The 19,650-nt window shown below is 41.5% G+C and carries 20 protein-coding genes; 13 read left to right on the forward strand and 7 right to left on the reverse strand.

Annotation, left to right across the window (positions count from 1 at the left end):
- The 3 genes from FG28_RS18165 (at position 1) to FG28_RS18175 (ending at position 3,968) form a co-directional block, all read left to right on the forward strand.
- On the forward strand, positions 1-1,098 hold the full coding sequence (locus tag FG28_RS18165) for an AraC family transcriptional regulator (protein WP_036385392.1): 1,098 nt from the start codon (positions 1-3) through the stop codon (positions 1,096-1,098).
- A gap of 142 nt (positions 1,099-1,240) precedes the next feature.
- Positions 1,241-2,401: an Ig-like domain-containing protein gene (locus FG28_RS18170; RefSeq protein WP_036385393.1), complete on the forward strand. Its 1,161-nt coding sequence runs from the start codon at positions 1,241-1,243 to the stop codon at positions 2,399-2,401.
- A 370-nt stretch (positions 2,402-2,771) separates the two neighbouring features.
- Positions 2,772-3,968 (forward strand): ankyrin repeat domain-containing protein, encoded by a 1,197-nt coding sequence (locus FG28_RS18175; protein ID WP_036385394.1) that lies wholly within the window; start codon positions 2,772-2,774, stop codon positions 3,966-3,968.
- Between the two features lie 13 nt (positions 3,969-3,981).
- Here the strand turns inward: FG28_RS18175 and FG28_RS18180 are convergent, their stop codons facing one another.
- A complete protein-coding gene (locus tag FG28_RS18180; protein ID WP_081894453.1) occupies positions 3,982-5,493 on the reverse strand; it encodes a PorP/SprF family type IX secretion system membrane protein in 1,512 nt (503 codons plus the stop codon).
- Between the two features lie 74 nt (positions 5,494-5,567).
- Here FG28_RS18180 and FG28_RS18185 point away from each other — a divergent pair, with 74 nt between their 5' ends.
- Complete coding sequence (locus FG28_RS18185) at positions 5,568-6,089, forward strand: phosphoglycerate mutase family protein (protein WP_036385396.1); 522 nt, start codon at positions 5,568-5,570, stop codon at positions 6,087-6,089.
- On the opposite strand, the gene FG28_RS18190 is transcribed toward FG28_RS18185, so the two are convergent.
- Entirely contained in the window at positions 6,086-6,829 is a 744-nt protein-coding gene (locus tag FG28_RS18190) for a DUF6503 family protein (RefSeq protein WP_036386853.1), read from the reverse strand. The genes FG28_RS18185 and FG28_RS18190 overlap by 4 nt on opposite strands.
- A gap of 80 nt (positions 6,830-6,909) precedes the next feature.
- On the opposite strand from FG28_RS18190, the gene smpB reads away from it, so the two are divergent.
- Positions 6,910-7,371 carry an SsrA-binding protein SmpB gene (gene smpB, locus FG28_RS18195; RefSeq protein WP_036385398.1) on the forward strand — a complete coding sequence of 154 codons (462 nt, stop codon included), beginning with the start codon at positions 6,910-6,912 and terminating at the stop codon, positions 7,369-7,371.
- A gap of 133 nt (positions 7,372-7,504) precedes the next feature.
- Here the strand turns inward: smpB and FG28_RS18200 are convergent, their stop codons facing one another.
- On the reverse strand, positions 7,505-8,146 hold the full coding sequence (locus FG28_RS18200) for a protein-L-isoaspartate(D-aspartate) O-methyltransferase (RefSeq protein ID WP_036386855.1): 642 nt from the start codon (positions 8,144-8,146) through the stop codon (positions 7,505-7,507).
- A gap of 113 nt (positions 8,147-8,259) precedes the next feature.
- On the opposite strand from FG28_RS18200, the gene FG28_RS18205 reads away from it, so the two are divergent.
- Genes FG28_RS18205 through FG28_RS18240 form a run of 8 tightly spaced genes read left to right on the forward strand, consistent with a single transcriptional unit; the run spans position 8,260 to position 15,678 of the window.
- Complete coding sequence (locus FG28_RS18205; RefSeq protein WP_036385399.1) at positions 8,260-9,225, forward strand: Gfo/Idh/MocA family protein; 966 nt, start codon at positions 8,260-8,262, stop codon at positions 9,223-9,225.
- A 53-nt stretch (positions 9,226-9,278) separates the two neighbouring features.
- Positions 9,279-10,166 (forward strand): 3-hydroxyacyl-CoA dehydrogenase family protein, encoded by an 888-nt coding sequence (locus FG28_RS18210; protein ID WP_036385400.1) that lies wholly within the window; start codon positions 9,279-9,281, stop codon positions 10,164-10,166.
- Between the two features lie 6 nt (positions 10,167-10,172).
- On the forward strand, positions 10,173-11,408 hold the full coding sequence (locus FG28_RS18215; RefSeq protein ID WP_036385401.1) for a DUF1015 domain-containing protein: 1,236 nt from the start codon (positions 10,173-10,175) through the stop codon (positions 11,406-11,408).
- Positions 11,409-11,416: 8 nt separating this feature from the next.
- Positions 11,417-12,076, forward strand: coding sequence for a YggS family pyridoxal phosphate-dependent enzyme (locus FG28_RS18220; RefSeq protein ID WP_036385402.1), 660 nt, complete (start codon positions 11,417-11,419; stop codon positions 12,074-12,076).
- Between the two features lie 18 nt (positions 12,077-12,094).
- Positions 12,095-13,432, forward strand: coding sequence for an exonuclease domain-containing protein (locus tag FG28_RS18225; RefSeq protein WP_036385403.1), 1,338 nt, complete (start codon positions 12,095-12,097; stop codon positions 13,430-13,432).
- Positions 13,429-14,271, forward strand: a complete 843-nt coding sequence (locus FG28_RS18230) for an ion transporter (protein ID WP_036385404.1) — start codon at positions 13,429-13,431, stop codon at positions 14,269-14,271. Before FG28_RS18225 ends, FG28_RS18230 begins: the two co-directional genes overlap by 4 nt.
- Positions 14,268-15,197 (forward strand): tRNA (adenosine(37)-N6)-dimethylallyltransferase MiaA, encoded by a 930-nt coding sequence (gene miaA / locus FG28_RS18235; protein WP_036385405.1) that lies wholly within the window; start codon positions 14,268-14,270, stop codon positions 15,195-15,197. Before FG28_RS18230 ends, miaA begins: the two co-directional genes overlap by 4 nt.
- Positions 15,184-15,678 carry a gluconokinase gene (locus tag FG28_RS18240; protein WP_036385406.1) on the forward strand — a complete coding sequence of 165 codons (495 nt, stop codon included), beginning with the start codon at positions 15,184-15,186 and terminating at the stop codon, positions 15,676-15,678. Before miaA ends, FG28_RS18240 begins: the two co-directional genes overlap by 14 nt.
- 50 nt (positions 15,679-15,728) lie before the next feature.
- Here the strand turns inward: FG28_RS18240 and FG28_RS18245 are convergent, their stop codons facing one another.
- The 4 genes from FG28_RS18245 to FG28_RS18260 form a co-directional block, all read right to left on the reverse strand.
- On the reverse strand, positions 15,729-16,442 hold the full coding sequence (locus FG28_RS18245; protein WP_036385407.1) for a response regulator transcription factor: 714 nt from the start codon (positions 16,440-16,442) through the stop codon (positions 15,729-15,731).
- A gap of 8 nt (positions 16,443-16,450) precedes the next feature.
- The gene (locus FG28_RS18250; protein WP_036385408.1) at positions 16,451-18,034 is read right to left on the reverse strand and encodes a sensor histidine kinase KdpD; all 1,584 of its coding nucleotides are present in this window, start codon (positions 18,032-18,034) and stop codon (positions 16,451-16,453) included.
- Positions 18,035-18,098: 64 nt separating this feature from the next.
- Entirely contained in the window at positions 18,099-18,695 is a 597-nt protein-coding gene (coaE, locus tag FG28_RS18255; RefSeq protein ID WP_036385409.1) for a dephospho-CoA kinase, read from the reverse strand.
- A complete protein-coding gene (locus FG28_RS18260) occupies positions 18,692-19,648 on the reverse strand; it encodes a YbbR-like domain-containing protein (RefSeq protein WP_036385410.1) in 957 nt (318 codons plus the stop codon). The genes coaE and FG28_RS18260 overlap by 4 nt, the downstream gene beginning before the upstream one ends.
- Positions 19,649-19,650: the final 2 nt, after the last annotated feature.

Consider the following 19,650-nt stretch of genomic DNA (forward strand, 5'->3'; position numbering starts at 1 on the left):
ATGAACATTTACGAATATCTATTTTCCCTATTTTCGTTTCTCGCCCTGATTTTGGCGATTCTTCTTTTTTTGAAGAAAAAGGGAGACCGATGGGCCAATAGCCTTTTGGGTATTTATGTGCTGCTTTTTGGTTATAATGTATTCTACAATACACTATACTGGTCCAAAAAACTCTTTACCGCAGACTTTATCGGACTCCTTTTTACCAATGTATTGGTTTGGGTGCTATACGGACCAATATTATATTTTTACATCCGAAGGGTGCTCTACGGCACCAAATTTAGAGGGAAAGACCTCCTGCATTTTTTGCCTTTTTTGATTCTTCTACTGAACTACTCCCGAGTATATGTAATGGATTCTGCAACAAAAATGGAATTGTTACAAAACCGAACCATTATTTTGCACTTGTACTTTTTTACATACTATGAGGAGATTGCAATAATAGCACTTATGCTGCTGTATTTTGCGCTCATCTACACCCGACTTAAAAAAGGAACCGCTGGTTTCAACAAAGACCTTTGGTTAAAATGGGTCTCATTTTCGTATTTGGCGTATGTAATTTCTTTTTCATCCTACTTTGTCCTGCAGGGTTTGGGTATTTTGCAAAAGGAGCACGATTACTTCATTGGAGCATCCATGATTTTCTTTATCTCCATGCTTGCCTATTTTGGATTTGCACAGCCAGAAGTTTTTGAAGGCACTCCCATGAACAAAATAATGCCCATCATAAAATACAAAACCACAGGATTGACCCACGGCTATGCAATGGAACTCAAAGAAAACCTGCAAAAGTATATGGAAGAGGTCAAACCCTATTTAAAAAGTGAATTCAGACTGGATGATCTGGCTGAAAACCTCAACGTCTCCAGACACCATTGCTCTCAAGTCATCAATGAACAGTTTGATTCCACTTTTTTCAATTTCATCAATAAATACAGAATTGAAGAGGCTAAGGAAATGTTGGAAAAAGATCAATCCCTTACTATTTCCGATGTAATGTACGCCTGTGGCTTTAATAATAGAGTGTCTTTCTACAACGCTTTTAAAAAGTTTACGGGAACCACTCCAAAGTCATTTCTGGAGTCTGCCGCCAGCTAATCCCTAGAACTTCGTCCCATTGTGTAAATCTTTATAAGGATTTATACCCTCTATAGATTTTATGTATTCATTTGTGTGGATACGTTATGGTATACCTCCCCAACCTTGAAACTTTTGAACAATGAGAGCAAAACATCCTTATATGAGTCCTATTTTTTTACTTCTCCTTACGTTAATCAGTGCCTGCAGTTCAGATTCCAATAGTACGGATGATTCTCCCGACAACACACCTGTGCTGTCCAGCATTAGCATTGGTTCATCGAACGGTAACCAACTTGATCTTTTTGGCACCAATACTACTTCGCTGAGTGTCATGGGAACGGATCAGTTTGGACTAGACATTGCTATTACGGAAACCGTGACTTGGTCGGCCAACAACGACAATGTAAGCGTTGACCAAAATGGAATGGTAACGGGTCAGAAAGTTGGAAATTCCACGGTTGAAGCAGCCGTTGGAAGCCTATCAAAAACCATTGCGTTGACCATTGTTGATTCTGAACCGCAACCCGGCACGTATATCTATGTGAGCGATGCCGTGAATTTCAACAATGGGCCTTGGAAAATATTTCGATATGATGAAAACGGACAAAATCCAACAGTCTTTATTGATGAAGAACTTGCCTGGCCGCAAGATATTGTCTTTTTGGAAGATCAAGGCCAAGTGCTCATCTCCAATTTAAGTTCCGGCAAAATCAATAGGCACGATGCGGCTACCGGGGCACTGATTGGCAGTTTTGCAACCAACATCGGTGGTCCTACACGTATGAAAATCGGCGCAGATAATTTGTTGTATGTGTTGCAGTGGCAAGGTGATGGACTTGTGCTTCGGTATGGATTGGATGGTACCTTGATTGACAAGTTTACCAGTGTAGCTGTTCCTCAAAGTATTGGTCTGGATTGGGATTCCGAAGGCAATCTCTATGTATCCTCCTATAGTGGTGCCTTTGTTCAAAAATTTGATTCAGAGGGCAACGACCTTGGAAAGTTCATCGCTTCAGACGTTGAAGGTCCCACAAACATTTGGTTTGATGAAAATGACAATCTTTTTGCCAATGACTGGACGGGCAACAAAGTGGTTCAATTCGATTCTGAAGGCAACTTTGTGAAAAACGTAATTTCCACTGGTATCAATCAGCCGGAAGGTGTCGACTTTTTCCCCAATGGCGACTTTTTAATTGGCAGTGGGGGCACTTCCGAAGTAAGACAATATGACTCCAACGGAAATTTTATTAAAAACCTGGTAAGTGCTGGTGCTGGCGGACTCGTTCGCCCAAATGCAGTTAGGATTAGGGTCATTGAATAGGAAGCTGTAATCGGTTCATATATTATTTGGCTTTTCATTTTTCCTTCACTCATGGAAAACTTTAGCTCATGGCTCAATTTTAAAGAGCCCAGGCCATGAGCACCATACCCGATACTGAATTTATCCCATCAACCCATTATCTGTTTGGACCACTTGATGGTATGGTAAATCAAAAAAAAGTCTTCTTGAAAGGTAGATTGGCAACTTGAGGATTAGGCATCCATCAACCCAAAGTTGGCATTCATAAATTACGGCAATTGAAGACCTCTCTATTGCCTTACTTTCCATTCACATAACACCCAATCAAAATAAAACTAACCCTGATTGCCGCCAGAAAATAATTACCTAACAGTTTATAGAACACTATACCGTGGAGGATTTAACCAAAAAAAGTGAGGAGCTCATTAACGCCATCCATGATGGTGATTTGGTGAGGGTGCAAGCGCTTACCGAAGAAAGGGTTCCGCTTAATTCCGAATATGGCAGAAAAACTATAGATATTCCAGGAGAAACCATCGCAGGTATACCCTATAGCACACCTCTGGGCACCGCTTGTAGTCAAGGACATCTGGAAATAGTAAAATACTTGCTTGGCAAAGGGGTTAAGGTAGATATTCAAAATTACCATTCACAGACTCCATTTCTTCTGGCCGTAGAAGCTTGTCAAAAAGGTATAGGGTCCTTTGATGCCGTAAAAGAACTCATTGCTGCTGGAGCCGATATCCATTTCGCGAGTCCATGGGGCAATGCTATCCATTTTGCCATAGGAACTGGTCCAGAAGCCTATGAAATGCTTAAATATTTGCTTGAATTGGGAATTGATCCCCAAGTAAAGGATAAAAAATCCCATTCTGTATTGAGAAAAAAATTCTTTTACCTGACAGAATTAATAAAAGACAATAGTACGATTGGGGGATTACTCTTGGAGCAGTTAAAATTGTTGCGCCTTTATTGGAACAACGAAGATGCCGAAATGAAAAAGCTTTGGGGAGAATGTTTGGAAGCCTTAGAAACAAATGAAGCTAAAAAAATGAAATGGGAAAGTATCTTTCAAAATGAAGATTGGGTGAGCCAAGTATCCAAAAAAATTGAGGATAATGCATTAAAAGGTCCAAAACAGCTGAAATTTTTTGAGGAAATAACCCAATATTTCCTCAATAGATCTGAGGTAATTGCACACCCCGATTGGGGCAAGCTCATCCAAAAAGTGTCCGATATGGGCCCCTCTTCCATTGACTTGATTGAACAAAAAACCGGAAAAAAGACCACAGTATTCAGTCGAACTTGGTATACCAGTGGAATCATGGATGAGATAATCGATAAACATCTATTTACCACAGATTTTTGTCTAGAGATGCTAAACCACGAGGAAGCCGCGAAACGTGACGACTTTTTGGAAATCTTCACTTATGTTCTTGAGGAGGCATCCCATAAATATGGATACGCAAAATATGCCTATAGGGAAAACTTTATGAAGAATTTTTTTGATACCGATTATGTGAAAAATTACAAACACTACAACAAACCACAGAGAATAGTGGCCGAATGTAATCAAGAACCATCTTAAATCTTGTTTCGAATCATTTCCCCCTCACTCTAAAAATCCAGATCTTGTCCGTGTACCTACCATTAAACTGGCTATCCCTAGCCTTTCGGGCTTCTTCCATGGTATTGTAGCGCTCCAAATAGACGTAGTTATATTTGTTTACGTTTCGGTAGAACGATTTTGGATCTAGACCTTTCTGTTTCAGGGTTAGCATAAAACTTTCATAGTATTTTTTGGTTCCAAAAACATTGGCAATAAGGTAAAACCCAGGTTCCAAGCCATCCTCACTGGCCACTTCTTCATATCTTTCATTAGGCCGTAATTCCACTTCCTGTTGTTGAATGGCGGTTATGCTATCCCGCTTCTTTTGCTCCAATACTTGGGCGATACTATCTTGCTGTTGCTTTTTCCGTAGTTGAGCAATACTATCCCTTTGCTGCTGCAACCTTGAAGCTTCCAATTCGGCTTGAGCAATGGAGTCACGAACCCGCTGTTCCTCCGTAAGTTGTTGTCGTCGCAACTGTTCAGCTTCTTGAGCCTCCTGCTTTTCAAGTCTTTGTAACCTAGCCTCTTCCGCCATCCGTTCTTGTGCCAAAGCATCATCTTTTTCCACATCAAAGCCAACCACTTTATTCCGATTATCTGTTGCGCCAAATTGGTAGGAAGCTACCAACTCAAAAGTTGACTCACCATCACTCAACTCGGAATCCCCACCAAATTCCATTAGTCCTCCAATAGAAAATACACGGGCAAAAGTCACCCCAACTCCTCCTGAAGCCCCATAAAAGCTATTATAGCCCCCTTGAGCCCAAAATTTGGGGGTCGATAACAAGGTGTTTAAACCAAATTGAGTATCTCCATTTGGGATAGATTTGACATAGACCAAAGGTCGTACAAAACTAGCCCCCCAAGTGGGGAATAACCCTACATTGAAATCGTTGCTTAGGGTTCCCGTGAAAATTTGAAAATTTTCTGGACCGTTCCCACTATCTGACAGATTGAACCCAAAACCATTTTCAAAAGCAAGGCCTACACTAAATTGATTAACATTCAATCGAACTGCAGGAGAAAACTGAAGAATAAAATCCTTGTTACTTTCTAATTGAGGTACATCCAAATCTGGATCTGGCACAAAACGGTCATCCGCCAAGCTTTCTTGGAAGGCAAAAAGGTTTATTCCTGCCAGTAGCTCTACTCCATCATCCAATAAAAATGTATGCACATAGGTAAGGTGAGCCCCAACATTTAAAAAAACACCGGTATTATGCTGAAGAAACCCCAAAGCAACGGATGATGTGGTATTGATTTGATGGGAATAATTTGCAAAGATAGTGGTGGGATCCCCATCCACGGACTGCCATTGCCAACGGGTCCAAATGGAAAAAGAATTTGGGTTGTTCCAATCAGAAGTATACGTGGCGTTCAACAAATTGGCATTGAACTGAGTGAGCGTATGTTGCCGGAAATCTGCCGGTAAATCAACCTCTTGTGACGATCCAACCACAAACATCAACCCTATTAGTATACAAACCAAAAGTCTACGCATACAGGAAAATAGAAAATTAAACGTTACTTTTAAAAGCGAATACTATAAACTAAGGGAAACTTTAGACCAATACTATGCGAATAACCAAACTCTTAATTGCATTTGCAATTATTATTGGAAGTATCAGCTGCAAAAAAGATACGAAAATTGTGGAAGATCCTGTGGTTTCCACCTTCTATTTTATCCGGCATGCCGAAAAGGACAGAACCGACCCGGACAATCCTGACCCCGAGTTAAACCAAGATGGGCTGGACAGGGCCATTCGATGGGCTGAAGTCTTTGACCCAATTGATTTGGATGTCATTTATTCCACAAACTACGAGCGCACCTCCATGACAGCTGCCCCCACTTCGGTCAAAAAAAACATTGATATAAAATATTATGACCCCAATACGTTGGATGTTGAACAGTTTAAAGCTGAAAATGAAGGACTGAACGTTTTGGTAGTCGGACACAGCAATACCACTCCAAACTTTGTGAACAAGGTCATTAATATTGAAAAATACAATGCTATGGACGACGACGACAATAGCAGCTTGTTCATTGTGCGCATCGTTGATGGTATACCTACGGACATCCGCCTTAAAATGGATTAATCCGCCTCTACTTTTATATTGGTAAGCTCTATTTTTGAAAGGAGTTCCAGTTCACCTGTATCGAAAAGTTGTCCAATCTGTAATATGTCAGCATCCTCATCTTCTGGTTTGTAATTTTCATAGTCTACAAACCGGATTCCACCTACATACCGTTCATTATAAGCTTTTCTGAACCGTTGTCCTCCACCATTTACATGAAAGCTATAGGCTAAATAGTCCGGCTTAAAAGTCTCCACATCAAACCAATACACATACACATCATCATAATCGTCGCCTCCACCGCTTTGATCAAAGGTCACTTTTATTTTGTAATATTCTTTTCCTTTGATGGTTTCATTGCCCAAAAGCTTTTTGTTCACCGCTGCGTCATTTAATCCATAAGGAAGTCTCGCAAAATAATGCACCGAATTCACCGAATTGGCATATCGACCTGCTATGGAATCTGAAACAGCAACAAGCGAGTCATTCATAAAACGTTGAAACTCATTTCCTGTTTTAACATCGGTTATGGTAACCGAATCCACCTGAAAAATGCGTTTTAATACCTTTTTACCCTGTTTATTTTCAGACACATACGTTCTGTCTCGGAAGTCAAAGGAGGTTGAGTGGTCTTCGTAAAGTTTTCCTCCACTTTCTGCAATGGATTTATCCACTATTTCCTGAGCAGTAAGCTGGGTTTTTGATTTTTCTTTACAGGCAAAAGTCAAAAGCAAAATCAGGGGAACTAAGATTTTCTTCATGGGCTTGGTTTTATAGATAATCGTAAAATCTCCCATAACATTACAATTTTCTTGGCAAAGAGTTTATATTTTTGCCCACAATGCAGAAAAACATCAACATAAAAAACAGAAGGGCCCGATTCGATTATGAGATTTTGGAGACGTATACCGCAGGTATTGTATTGGGAGGTACCGAGATAAAATCCATTCGCTTGGGGAAAGCTTCCATATCCCAAAGTTTTTGTGAGTTCAATGACAAAGGGGAACTTTTTGTCATCAACATGCAGATTGATGAGTACAGTCATGGCGGGCATTACAACCATAAACCCAAAGCGGAACGAAAACTGCTCCTCAATAAAAGGGAATTGAAAAAACTCAGAAAAGAAGTCGTTACTACCGGAAACACTATTATTCCGTTAAACCTTTTCATAAATGACAGGGGACTCGCAAAAATGAACATCGGTTTGGCCAAGGGTAAGAAATTATACGATAAGCGAGATACAATTAAGGACCGGGACAGCAAGCGAAATTTGGACCGTATCAAAAAGAGTTTCAACAACTGATTGAATGTTGGGTTAATCAGTTATTGGGTTATTTAGTTACTGGTTTTTGGAATTTGGGATTTGGGATTTGGAATTTGGTAATTGGTTTTTTCTTTGTGCTTGAACCTAAACTTGAACTTGCTACTTAACACAATCAATTCTTATCCTCTAATAACGGGACAAAACGAAAAGCACCCAGTTCCTTCTTTTCAAACTCCTTTTCTGATTTGCGTACAAAAAGCGTCATCACCTGCTCATTCTCACCTACGGGAATTACCAGTCTACCGCCAATTTTGAGTTGCGACATCAACGGTTTTGGAACCTCAGGAGCACCTGCGGTAACAATGATCCCATCAAAAGGGGCTTCTTCGGGCAATCCTTTATAGCCATCCCCAAAAATCATTTTCTTGGGCCTATAGTGCATCTTATTAAAGAACAAGCGTGTCTTTTTAAAAAGCTCCAACTGGCGTTCAATAGTATACACTTTGGCTTTTAAATGCAACAGCACTGCTGCTTGGTAACCACTCCCCGTCCCTATTTCCAAAATCTTGTCATTGGGTTTCACTTGAAGCAGCTCGGTTTGAAACGCCACGGTATACGGTTGCGAAATGGTCTGTTCCGCACCTATGGGAAACGCCTTGTCCTGATAAGCATGGTCTTCAAAACTGCTATCCAAAAATAAATGTCGGGGTATGGTTCGTATGGCATCGAGCACACGTTTGTCCTGTATTCCCTTGGCTTGCAATATCTCCGCCAATTTGTTGCGCATTCCCCTATGCTTATGTGTGTCCTTCATGGTTTTGGTCTGGTTCACGAATTTAAAAAGTTCTTCAAAAACTTTACCGACAGTTCACGTGTTATTTTTATGAAGAGTGCCTCCATATCCGTATTTTTGAAAAAAACAGAGATATGCTTAAAGTTGGTGTCCTGGGTGCAGGACATTTGGGAAAAATTCACCTAAGGCTCCTGAACCAGTCAGAACATTACAAACTTGTTGGTTTTTACGACCCTGATGAAATCAACGCCAAAAAAGTGGCGGCCGAATTTGGGTACACCTATTTTGAAAACATCAACACCCTAATGGATGCCGTGGACGTTGTGGATATCGTAACCCCTACCCTTTCCCATTTTGACTGTGCCAAAAAAGCCATTGAAAAAGGCAAGCATATTTTTATTGAAAAGCCCATCACCAACACTTTTGAAGAGGCCCAAGAATTGTTGCAACTGTCCCAAAAGCATGGCATAAAGGGCCAAGTGGGGCATGTGGAGCGCTTCAACCCTGCATTTTTGGCGGTAAAGGACAAAATTGAAAACCCCATGTTCATTGAAACCCACCGACTGGCCGAGTTCAATCCAAGAGGTACCGATGTTCCCGTGGTATTGGATTTGATGATTCACGATATTGATGCCATTTTGAGCGTTGTTCCTTCAGAAGTAAAACAAATCAATGCCAGTGGGGTTTCCGTAATCAGTAATTCGCCCGACATTGCCAACGCCCGGGTAGAATTTGAAAATGGGTGCGTCGCCAACCTAACTGCGAGTCGGATTTCATTGAAAAACATGAGGAAGTCACGTTTTTTCCAAAGAGATGCCTACATCTCGGTGGATTTCTTGGAAAAAAAGGTTGAAGTAGTGAAAATGAAGGACGCCCCGGAACAACCTGGAGATTTTGATATGATCCTGCAAAATGCCGAAGGTGAGAAAAAGCAGATATACTTTGAAAACCCCGAAATTGAGGTCAACAATGCCATCTTGGATGAATTGGAAACCTTTGCGGATGCCATTAACAATGATACTACCCCGGTGGTGACCTTGGAGCAGGGTACCAAAGCATTGCAGGTGGCCCTTCAGATTATAGAATCATTTGAAAAATAGTTGTTTGTCGTTCTCGACTCCGCTCGAACTGACAAAATTCTAATCAAAATACCATGAAAAAAATAGCAGTTATCGGTGCGGGAACCATGGGCAACGGAATCGCCCATGTTTTTGCGCAAAATGGATTTCAAGTTCATTTGATAGATATTTCCCAGGCTTCCTTGGACAAAGGTTTGGCCACCATCACCAAAAATTTGGACCGAATGATGGCCAAAGAGGTCATTGATCAAGCTAAAAAAGAGGCTACACTTAGCAACATTTCAACCTTTACGAATCTAAAAGATGGAGTTTCCCAAGCGGAGTTGGTGGTTGAAGCTGCCACGGAAAACTTGGATATCAAGCTTAACATATTCAAGGACTTGGACGAGGTATGTTCAGCGGATACTATTTTAGCCACGAACACTTCCTCCATTTCCATCACCCAAATTGCGGCAGCTACCCAAAGACCTGAACAGGTCATTGGCATGCATTTTATGAACCCCGTTCCCATCATGAAATTGGTGGAAATCATTCGCGGTTACAGCACTTCCGATGAAGTGACCCAAACCATCATGCAACTTTCGGAAGAATTGGGCAAAACCCCAACTGAGGTCAACGATTATCCTGGTTTTGTCGCTAATCGGATATTGATGCCCATGATCAATGAGGCTATAGAAACGCTTTATAATGGCGTGGCTGGGGTTCAGGAAATCGATACGGTGATGAAATTGGGTATGGCCCACCCCATGGGACCCTTGCAATTGGCGGATTTTATTGGGTTGGATGTTTGCCTGTCCATCCTAAATGTAATGTACAACGGCTTTAAAAATCCGAAATATGCCCCTTGCCCCCTACTAGTGAATATGGTTGTGGCCGGAAAGCTGGGCGTGAAATCCGGAGAAGGATTTTATGACTACTCCGAATCCCGTAAAGCGGAGCAGGTCTCTTCTCAATTCAAATAGAAACGAATGGCCCTCATTAGACCTTTTAAGGCAATCCGCCCCACAAGGGACAAGGTTTCTTTTGTAGCATCGCGTTCCTATGAGGAGTATTCAGATGAGGAACTTAAAGCGGTGCTCCAATACAATCCGTTTTCTTTTTTGCACATCATCAATCCTGGGTTTAAGTTCCATAAAAGCATTACAGGAAAGGAACGTTTTCATCTGGTTCGCAACCGCTATTTGGAATTTTTGGAGGAAAACACCCTGCAAAAAGATGAGGAAGCCAGCTTTTATCTCTATCAAATTGAAAAGGATGATTTTAAAAGCCTCGGTTTCTTTTGCGCCTGTAGTGTTGCCGATTATCGGAACGATGTCATCAAAAAACATGAGGATACCATTAAACACCGAGAAGAATTGTTTGCGGATTACTTGCACACGGTGGGATTCAATGCCGAACCGGTACTGATGACGTATGCTGACAACACTGCTGTTTGGGAAGTATTTCAGGATGAAATCCAACGGAAACCTGTGTATGATTTTACCACCACAGACCGTTTTAATCATAGCCTTTGGAAGATTTCCAACGAAAAAGCCATCGCCAAACTGGAAACCGCCTTTGCCCAAATTGATGCACTCTATATTGCCGATGGCCACCATAGAAGTGCCTCGAGCAATCTACTGGCAAAACAAATGGAAGCTGAAAATAAGCGTCATACGGGAGATGAGGCCTACAACTATTTTATGGCCTATCTCATTCCCGAATCACAGATTCGGATTTATGAGTTCAATCGCATGGTCAAGGATTTGAATGGATACTCCAAAGAAGAGTTCCTCATTCAACTTGATGAATATTTTCGGATTGAAAAACAAGAAGAAGGGCCCTTAAAACCAATAAAAAAGCATCACTTTAGCATGTATTTGGATGGCGATTTTTATTCGCTCCACCTTAGAAAAACCAATTACACCTTTACCGATGCGCTAAGCCGATTGGATACCCAAATTCTCCACAAAACCATTTTGGAGCCCATTTTGGGCATCATAGACCTTAGAAATGACAAACGAATTGCCTACGGATATGGAAAAAACAACCTCATCCAAATGAAGGAGAGTGTGGATTCCGGCAATTTTGCCGTGGGGTTCAGTATGTTGCCCACCACCATGGAAGAAATCAAGGCCATAGCCGATGCCGGTTTGGTAATGCCCCCTAAAAGCACGTATATTGAACCTAAATTGCGCAGTGGATTGGCGATTTACGAATTGTAATAATTTCTATGTCTATAAAAGATAATCTCAATAAAATAAATTCTGAATTACCCAGTGGGGTAACCTTGGTCGCTGTGTCCAAAACCAAGCCTAACGAGGACATTTTGGAGGCCTACAATACCGGGCATCGCATCTTTGGCGAAAACAAAGTGCAGGAGATGGTTGCCAAGTGGGAAGCTTTGCCCAAGGACATTGAATGGCACATGATAGGCCATGTACAGCGAAACAAGGTCAAGTATATGGCCGAGTTCGTAGCCTTGATTCATGGGGTGGACAGCCTAAAATTGTTGAAAGAGATTAACAAACAGGCCAAAAAACATGACCGCGTCATTCCCTGTTTACTTCAAATGCATATTGCTGAGGAAGACACTAAATTTGGTCTGGATGATTCAGAACTGCAAGACCTTCTTCAATCTGATGAGTTCAAGGCCATGGAAAATATAAAAATTATGGGGTTGATGGGAATGGCGACCTTTACCTCGGATGAAAATCAGGTACGGAAAGAGTTTGCCCACCTTAAATCCGTTTTTGAAAAACTCCAACAAAAATTGCCTGAAATATCCATCCTTTCCATGGGTATGAGTGGGGACTATGCCCTAGCCATAGAAGAAGGCAGTACTATGGTACGCATAGGAAGTAGTATATTTGGGGCAAGAAATTATCAGTAAAATCGATTCAAATTTTTCATGTACGCCATACTTGATATAGAAAGTACCGGAGGAAAATACAATGAAGAGGGCATTATGGAAATTGCCATTCATCGGTTTGATGGCCGCAAAGTGGTGGACAAATTTATCTGCTTGATAAATCCAGAGCGGGAAATACAACCTTTTGTGGCAAAACTTACCGGAATCAACAATAAAATGCTACGTTCCGCCCCAAAATTCCATGAAGTGGCCAAACGTATTGTGGAAATTACCGAAGGAGCCACCTTGGTAGCGCACAACGCCCAATTTGATTATCGCATCCTTCGGACCGAATTTAGGCGATTGGGGTACGACTATCAACGAAAGACCCTCTGCACCGTTGACCTATCCAAGCAAATGCTCCCAGATGCAGAGTCACACAGTTTGGGAAAATTGGCGCGCTCCCTGGGTATTCCTATGAGTGACCGCCACCGAGCGAATGGTGATGCTATTGCCACCCTAAAACTGTTTAAACTGCTGCTTGGTAAAGATTCGGATAAGAGCATCATAAAAAATGTGGTACGGGAAGAGACCCATGGAGAACTCTCCCCAACGCAATTGGATATGGTCTTTAGCCTTCCTTCGGAAACGGGAGTGTACTACATGCACGACAAGGATGGTGAAATCATCTTTTTGGGCAAGACCAAGAACATTAAGAAACGAGTGAACCAACATTTCACCAATGTTGGCAGTTTGGCACGAAAACTCCAAAAAGAGACCAAAAAAGTCACTTTTGAGGAAACCGGAAGCGAATTAGTGGCACTCCTAAAGGAATATCAAGAGCTACTGAGGACCAAACCCAGACACAACAGCATCAACCGAAGAAAGCTCTTTTCCCATATCATCAATTTTGAACAAAATGGCGAGGCACATATCAGTTTGGATATCGAAAGCAGTAAATCCAGAGCGAATCAGAAGATTGGATTCAATGGGGTTCCCTCTGCCCGAAGTTTTTTGAACAAGATCTGTTCTGAATTTGAAATATGCCCCTGCTCTATTGATTCTGAGGGAACTTGCATACAGAAAAATCCAAAAGATGAGGATTTGGATTGCAATGAAAGAGTGTTGTCGGCCTTTGACAAGTACAGCGTTTTTGGTAAGAGCATGGCCCTCTTGGATCAGGGAAGGGAAACCGGCGAGCGAAGCTTTGTTTTGATCAAAGAAGGTAAACTTAAAGGGTTTGGGTTTGTTGAGCTCAACCATCAAGTCAATAATATTCATATCTTGGAGTCGATAATGACATCGATGCCAAGTGATGAAAACACCACTTTTATCATTGAGTCATATCTGCGAAAAAACAACCGGCTCAAAATAGTTCCATTAAATTCTGCCACTTGACGGATGAAAAGGCACATTCTGGATGGAAACACAAACTTCATGAGGTTATTTATGAGGCCGATACCCCTGCGGGGAAATTTTTTGATATTGTCCTTTTTATATTGATTATTCTAAGTGTGATCTTGGTCATGCTGGAAAGTGTTGATCATATTGACGAGCAACATCATAAAATCTTACTGACCCTGGAATGGATCATCACCATTTTCTTTAGCTTGGAATACATTGCCCGGATCATCAGCATTAAAAAACCTTGGAAATATATCTTTAGTTTTTACGGGGTTATAGACTTTGTTTCCACAATTCCACTATACCTTTCTTATATTCTTGCGGGATCCCAAGTACTTTTAGCAGTAAGGGCCTTTCGATTGTTACGGGTGTTCCGGATATTGAAATTGGTGAAGTTTATTGGTGAAGCATCACAACTGCAATCCGCCTTAAAGGCAAGTCGGACCAAAATTGCCGTGTTCATTTATGTGGTTTTGATCCTATCTGTCATTTTGGGCACCTTGATGTATCTCATTGAAGGGGATGAAGCCGGATTTACCAGCATTCCCACAAGTATTTATTGGACCATTGTTACCCTAACCACGGTTGGCTATGGTGATATCGCCCCCCAAACGCCTTTGGGGCAATTTTTGGCCACGGTAATTATGATTTTGGGGTATGGCATCATTGCCGTTCCAACGGGTATTGTCACTGCCGAATTTTCCCGAAATAAAAAAAGTAGGGAAAGTAATGGCCACACGGTTCATGTAAACACCCAAGCTTGCCCCAGTTGCTCTGCTGAAGGCCATCGGGACAATGCTACCCATTGTTATAATTGTGGTCATTTATTATGAGCAATAAGGTACTGATAGCCGTGGTAGGACCGACCGCCATCGGAAAAACAGCTTTGGGGATTCTTTTGGCGCAACATTTTGATACGGAAATCATTTCTGCGGATTCCCGACAGTTTTTTAAGGAAATGAAAATTGGTACAGCAGTCCCTTCGGATGAAGAGCTAGAAGCCGTTCAACATCATTTCATTCAGCATAAAAGCATTTTTGACCCCTATTCCGTTGGTGATTTTGAAAAAGAGGCTTTGACGCTACTGAACAGTTTGTTCCAAGAAAAAGATATTGTGGTCATGGTAGGTGGCAGTGGTCTTTATGTGGATGCCGTGATACGTGGTCTGGATGAATTCCCGGAGGTAAATCCCAAGCTTCGGGAATCCTTGAACCAAGAATTGCAGGAAAAAGGACTGGAGCACCTTCAAAAAGAACTCAAATCCAGAGATCCCGAATATTACAAAAGGGTAGATTTGGACAATCCCCATCGGCTCATTCGGGCTCTTGAAGTTTCCATTGCTGCAAACAGACCCTATTCCTCATTTTTGTCACAGAACAGGCCTAAACGCCCCTTTAAACATCTCTATGTTGGGCTTGAGGCGCCCCGGGAAGTGGTTTATGAGCGCATCAATGCCCGTGTAGACCAAATGATGGAACTAGGATTGTTGGAAGAGGTTAGAGCATTGCATCCCCATAAACATTTGAATGCACTGCAAACAGTTGGTTACAAAGAACTTTTTGAATATCTTGACGGTCACTGTTCATTGGATGTTGCCATTTCGGAAATCAAAAAGAACACCAGGCGTTTTGCCAAACGACAACTGACCTGGTTACGAAAGAACGACAACATCCTTTGGATAGATCATAAAACCAACGAAGAACTGATTTTGAAAAAACTAAACAAGCAACTTAAAGCCCTCAACCATGCCCAACGGTAAAAAAGTATTGGTGGTCATGGGGGTAAGTGGCACCGGAAAAACCACGGTGGGAAAACTTCTTGCCAAAAAATTAAAGTACCCCTTCTTTGATGGGGATGACTTTCATCCCAAGGAGAATATTGAAAAAATGAAAGCAGGTCAACCGCTCACCGACGAAGACCGGAAAGAATGGTTGTTACGCTTGAACCAAGTTGCCCGCGAGCATAGGCATACCGGAGCCATTATCTGCTGTTCTGCCCTGCGGAAAAACTACCGGAGCCTTTTGCGTGCCGGAGTGGGCACTTGTATGGAGTTTATTTACCTAAATGGTTCTTTTGAATTGATAAAATCCCGCTTGGAGGCCCGTAAAGACCATTTTATGCCCATTGAACTGCTCAAATCCCAATTTGAAACCTTGGAACCTCCTACAAGGGCCATTTCGGTTTCCATCAGCAAAAAGCCCAATCAAATTATTGAAGAAATTGTTGGGCAGATAAAATAAGAGATAAAAAAAGCCACCCAAGAGGTGGCTTTTTGTTTTATGGGATTTTTTTATTGATTTTCGGCCTTGACCACTAATCTAAACCCTTCTCCGTGAATGTTGAGAATTTCCACTAGATCATCCCGTTTGAGGTATTTTCTCAACTTGGCAATGTAAACGTCCATACTTCTGGACGTAAAATAGTTGTCGTCTCGCCAAATTTTGGTCAACGCCAATTCACGTGGCATCAAATCATTTTCATGCAAGGCCAATAAACGCAATAGCTCATTTTCCTTGGGTGATAGTTTAATGGGTTCCTCTTCTTTATATTTTAGGAAACGAAGCTTTGAGTTTAAGTGGAAATTTCCGATTTCGAACTCAAATTGCTTGCTATCGGCCAAGGTGCTGGATGCCTTTCTTTGAAGAATGGCTTTAAGTTTCATTAGAAGTACTTCCGAATCAAAGGGCTTGTTCAAATAATCATCGGCCCCAGCCTTATATCCTTTAAGAACATCTTCTTTCATGGTCTTGGCAGTAAGGAAAATGATCGGAACGTTTTCGTTCTTTTCCCGGATTTCCTTGGCCAAGGTAAATCCATCCTTATAAGGCATCATAACGTCCAAGATACAAACGTCGTAATTGTCCTTTTTGAACTTTTCAAAACCTTCCATACCATTTTTGGCCAGAACCACATCAAAGTCGTTCATGGTCAAATAATCCTTTAGGACAATCCCAAAATTTGGGTCATCCTCCACCAATAATATCTTCTTTTTTTCTGTTTCCATAGTTTGTTTTAAATTAAAGGGAGTTTAATATAGAAAGTGCTTCCTTTTCCTTTTTCACTTTCGGCATAAACTTCGCCTTGGTGATCGTCTATAATTCGTTTTACGTAGGCCAATCCCAATCCGTGGCCTTTTACATTGTGTATATCGCCTGTATGCTCCCTATAGAACTTTTCAAACACCTTTTTTAGGACAGCTTTGCTCATCCCAGCCCCATGGTCCTGTATTTTAATAATGATGTTGTTCTTTACCACTTCGGTATATACATCTATTTTGGGAGACTCAGGAGAGTATTTTACCGCATTGTCCAAAATGTTCACAATTACGTTGGTCATGTGCATATCGTTGGCCAAGACTTCCGATCTTTCGGCATCTAAATGCTCATTGACATAACCACCACGATCTTGCACAATCAATTCAATATGGGCAGTGGCATCCCCTATAATGTCATGGATGTCGACCCTATCCTTGGAAATATCCAACTGGTTTTTTTCCAGCTTCGAGATACGAAGCACATTCTCCACCTGGGCATGCATACGCTTGTTCTCGTCCCTGATCATTCCCAAATACCGTAGTACTTTTTCCTTGTCCTCAATGGATTTTGGATTGCGTATCGCTTCAACGGCCAGGTTGATGGTGGCAATGGGCGTTTTGAACTCGTGGGTCATGTTGTTGATGAAGTCCGACTTTATCTCTGATATCTGCTTTTGCTTTATCAATTGGTAGATGGCGCTCGAATAGGCTATCATAATGACCAGTGTAAAGATCAATGACAGCAATGCCATACCCATAATGGACCTGAACAGGAATTTTTTCATGCTGGGAAACGTCAAGAGCAATGAAAAATTACTATTGCCCTCACTATCCTTAAAAATGGGGGCTTTGTACATTTTGGTGCCGGAAAACTTGAACTTTTTGGATCGTACCTTGGTGGGATAACCTTGGCTGTACACCCCATATTCATAGTCCGTGTCAATGTTCCGGTTTTTCAACTCCTGACTGAGCAATAACTCCAATTCCTGATTGGACACCCGTTTATGAATGGGCCTAGTCTTGGCGTACTCCATGAACACATCTTCCCATTGAGCTCTCTCCATACTTGATAGTCCGCCTATCTTTTCGGCTCTTTGGATAGGTGTTAGACTATAACTTTTACCGTCTATTCCCGTTTCCTCCTTGTAAATGGCTTTGGTACGCTTACTGGTATAATTCTTAAACGTGGTGGTATCCTCTCCTATTTCTATGTTATCAAAGAACGTAGATGTTATATTGTAATCTTCTTCCAGAATTCCGTGGGAGTAAAAAAGAATCTCATCGGAGTTTAAATCCCGGTCGACAAACAAAAAATTTCTGAACTGCGTGCTTTTGGGCTGACCAATACTATCTACCAGCGAAGCCAAACGATCGGAATATTCCTTCATCTCCCTCTTCTCTACCCTGCTCGCCACCTTGTCCAATATGTCCGTGACCGTCCTTGAGAATTGTTCCTCTTTGTCGTTTATGGATGTCCTGATCCAATAAACCTGAACAAAGATTATCCCGGTAAGGGATAAACTCATAAGAATGACCAGAAGAACGAATAGCTTCTTGTTCATTGAATCAAAATTAAAAATTTAACATTTAGGCGTTTTACCGTTTAACCTAACCTTAACAAAAATGTTAAAATTTTGAAGCGGATAAGGCCAGTAGTTTGGCGTGAAGGTCTTTTACCTTTTGTCTGGTGGTTTCCAAATCAACGTTCTCGATGAAAAAATCAGCAAGGTGCATCTTCTCATCGTCCTCTATCTGGTTTTTCATGCGTTCCAATACCTGCTGTTCACTCACTCCATCCCTATCCATGACACGTTGCAGTCGTATCTCTTTTGGCGAGGTAATCAGTAGGGTGTAGTCATACTTGTCTTGCACTCCATTTTCAAAAATCAGTGCTGTTTCCTGTATAACATAAGGTACAGCTTTTTTTTGGACCCATTTTAAAAAATGCGCTCTTACCGCTGGATGCACAATGGCATTCAATTGTTGCAACAATTCAGGGTCTTTGAACACCTTTCCTGCTATGAACGCCCTGTCCAAAACAGCATCTTTGTACGCCCCCTTCCCCAATAATTCAATAATGGCTTTTTTTACTTTTTTTGAGGAAACCATCAATTTTTTAGCCTCCTCATCCGAATCGTACACAGGAACCCCAAGTTCCCTGAACATTTTGGCAACGGTGCTTTTGCCACTGCCTATCCCTCCTGTCAACCCAACTATTTTCATTGCTGTTCCAATACAAAGTTAACGGTCTTCTCGGAGAGACGTACATCATATATATTTTCTGGCTTTCTGGTAATTGTCAAAAACAAAGTGTTCTTGTTTGTGCCGTTCAACTGTGCATAATCTGCTTCCACTTCAAAATCTGATGAGGATATTCCTTTTAACCGTTCAACTGTGGCCTTGCAAAGTACGGTTACGGCGTTGGGAAAGGTCTTCACCTGGTATCCTTCGGGAGAATTGACCACAGTAATTGGCGTTTCAAAAACCTTTTCTGAAAACTTGACCACCTTGCCCGAAACGTTCACTCTTCCGATGGAAAAAATGCTATTGTCCAATCCTTTGGGAAAGACCAAGGGCACATCTCTTGAAAAATCGGTGGCCAAATTGGTGAGTTGTATAGGTTCGGTCTGAATTTCATCCAGCGTATCAATCTCGCTTTCCGGACCCTTTACCACTACATGATCTGGGGTGATTTGTGGTTCGCCTTGCATGATGTAATTCTGTTGAAACTGTAAACTTAAACTGGCCCTGATCGGTATTTCCCTTGAAGCAACTTGATACAGGTCAACCACCAGTCTACTCCGATCCAAGTCCAACAATGAAATGTTTTGCGACAGTTGCACATCTATCTGTTTTCGCAACACATCATCGGTCAATACATATTGCCCATTCTGATATTCCACTTGCGACACATCAACATCAATGCGTTTTTTTACAAAATTGTAAAACAAGAATTGAAACCCGCTGGTCCGTAGCTTGGCTTCAATGAGGTTCTCTGAGTTTTTTCCCAGCAAAAGGGAGTCGGGAAGGTTTCTGTAATTCAAGGTTAAATTGGCCCTTGATTCATAAGTTTCCGAGAGATTGCTTAAAAACCAAGCCAGAAAAGAGCACGCCAAGAACAGTGAAAACACCTTCACTTTCTTTTGATTGAGGCCGTGCAATACTTTTTTGAACACTT

The sequence above is a fragment of the Muricauda sp. MAR_2010_75 genome, from assembly GCF_000745185.1.
Taxonomy (GTDB): domain Bacteria; phylum Bacteroidota; class Bacteroidia; order Flavobacteriales; family Flavobacteriaceae; genus Flagellimonas.

Coding starts and splice junctions, on each gene's coding strand:
- miaA (WP_036385405.1), top strand. CDS start 14,268: ATGAGCAATAAGGTACTGATAGCCGTGGTAGGACCGACCGCCATCGGA.
- FG28_RS18165 (WP_036385392.1), top strand. CDS start 1: ATGAACATTTACGAATATCTATTTTCCCTATTTTCGTTTCTCGCCCTG.
- FG28_RS18190 (WP_036386853.1), bottom strand. CDS start 6,829: ATGAAGAAAATCTTAGTTCCCCTGATTTTGCTTTTGACTTTTGCCTGT.
- FG28_RS18210 (WP_036385400.1), top strand. CDS start 9,279: ATGAAAAAAATAGCAGTTATCGGTGCGGGAACCATGGGCAACGGAATC.
- smpB (WP_036385398.1), top strand. CDS start 6,910: ATGCAGAAAAACATCAACATAAAAAACAGAAGGGCCCGATTCGATTAT.
- FG28_RS18200 (WP_036386855.1), bottom strand. CDS start 8,146: ATGAAGGACACACATAAGCATAGGGGAATGCGCAACAAATTGGCGGAG.
- coaE (WP_036385409.1), bottom strand. CDS start 18,695: ATGAAAATAGTTGGGTTGACAGGAGGGATAGGCAGTGGCAAAAGCACC.
- FG28_RS18225 (WP_036385403.1), top strand. CDS start 12,095: ATGTACGCCATACTTGATATAGAAAGTACCGGAGGAAAATACAATGAA.
- FG28_RS18180 (WP_081894453.1), bottom strand. CDS start 5,493: ATGCGTAGACTTTTGGTTTGTATACTAATAGGGTTGATGTTTGTGGTT.
- FG28_RS18185 (WP_036385396.1), top strand. CDS start 5,568: ATGCGAATAACCAAACTCTTAATTGCATTTGCAATTATTATTGGAAGT.
- FG28_RS18205 (WP_036385399.1), top strand. CDS start 8,260: ATGCTTAAAGTTGGTGTCCTGGGTGCAGGACATTTGGGAAAAATTCAC.
- FG28_RS18245 (WP_036385407.1), bottom strand. CDS start 16,442: ATGGAAACAGAAAAAAAGAAGATATTATTGGTGGAGGATGACCCAAAT.
- FG28_RS18240 (WP_036385406.1), top strand. CDS start 15,184: ATGCCCAACGGTAAAAAAGTATTGGTGGTCATGGGGGTAAGTGGCACC.
- FG28_RS18220 (WP_036385402.1), top strand. CDS start 11,417: ATGTCTATAAAAGATAATCTCAATAAAATAAATTCTGAATTACCCAGT.
- FG28_RS18250 (WP_036385408.1), bottom strand. CDS start 18,034: ATGAACAAGAAGCTATTCGTTCTTCTGGTCATTCTTATGAGTTTATCC.
- FG28_RS18215 (WP_036385401.1), top strand. CDS start 10,173: ATGGCCCTCATTAGACCTTTTAAGGCAATCCGCCCCACAAGGGACAAG.
- FG28_RS18170 (WP_036385393.1), top strand. CDS start 1,241: ATGAGTCCTATTTTTTTACTTCTCCTTACGTTAATCAGTGCCTGCAGT.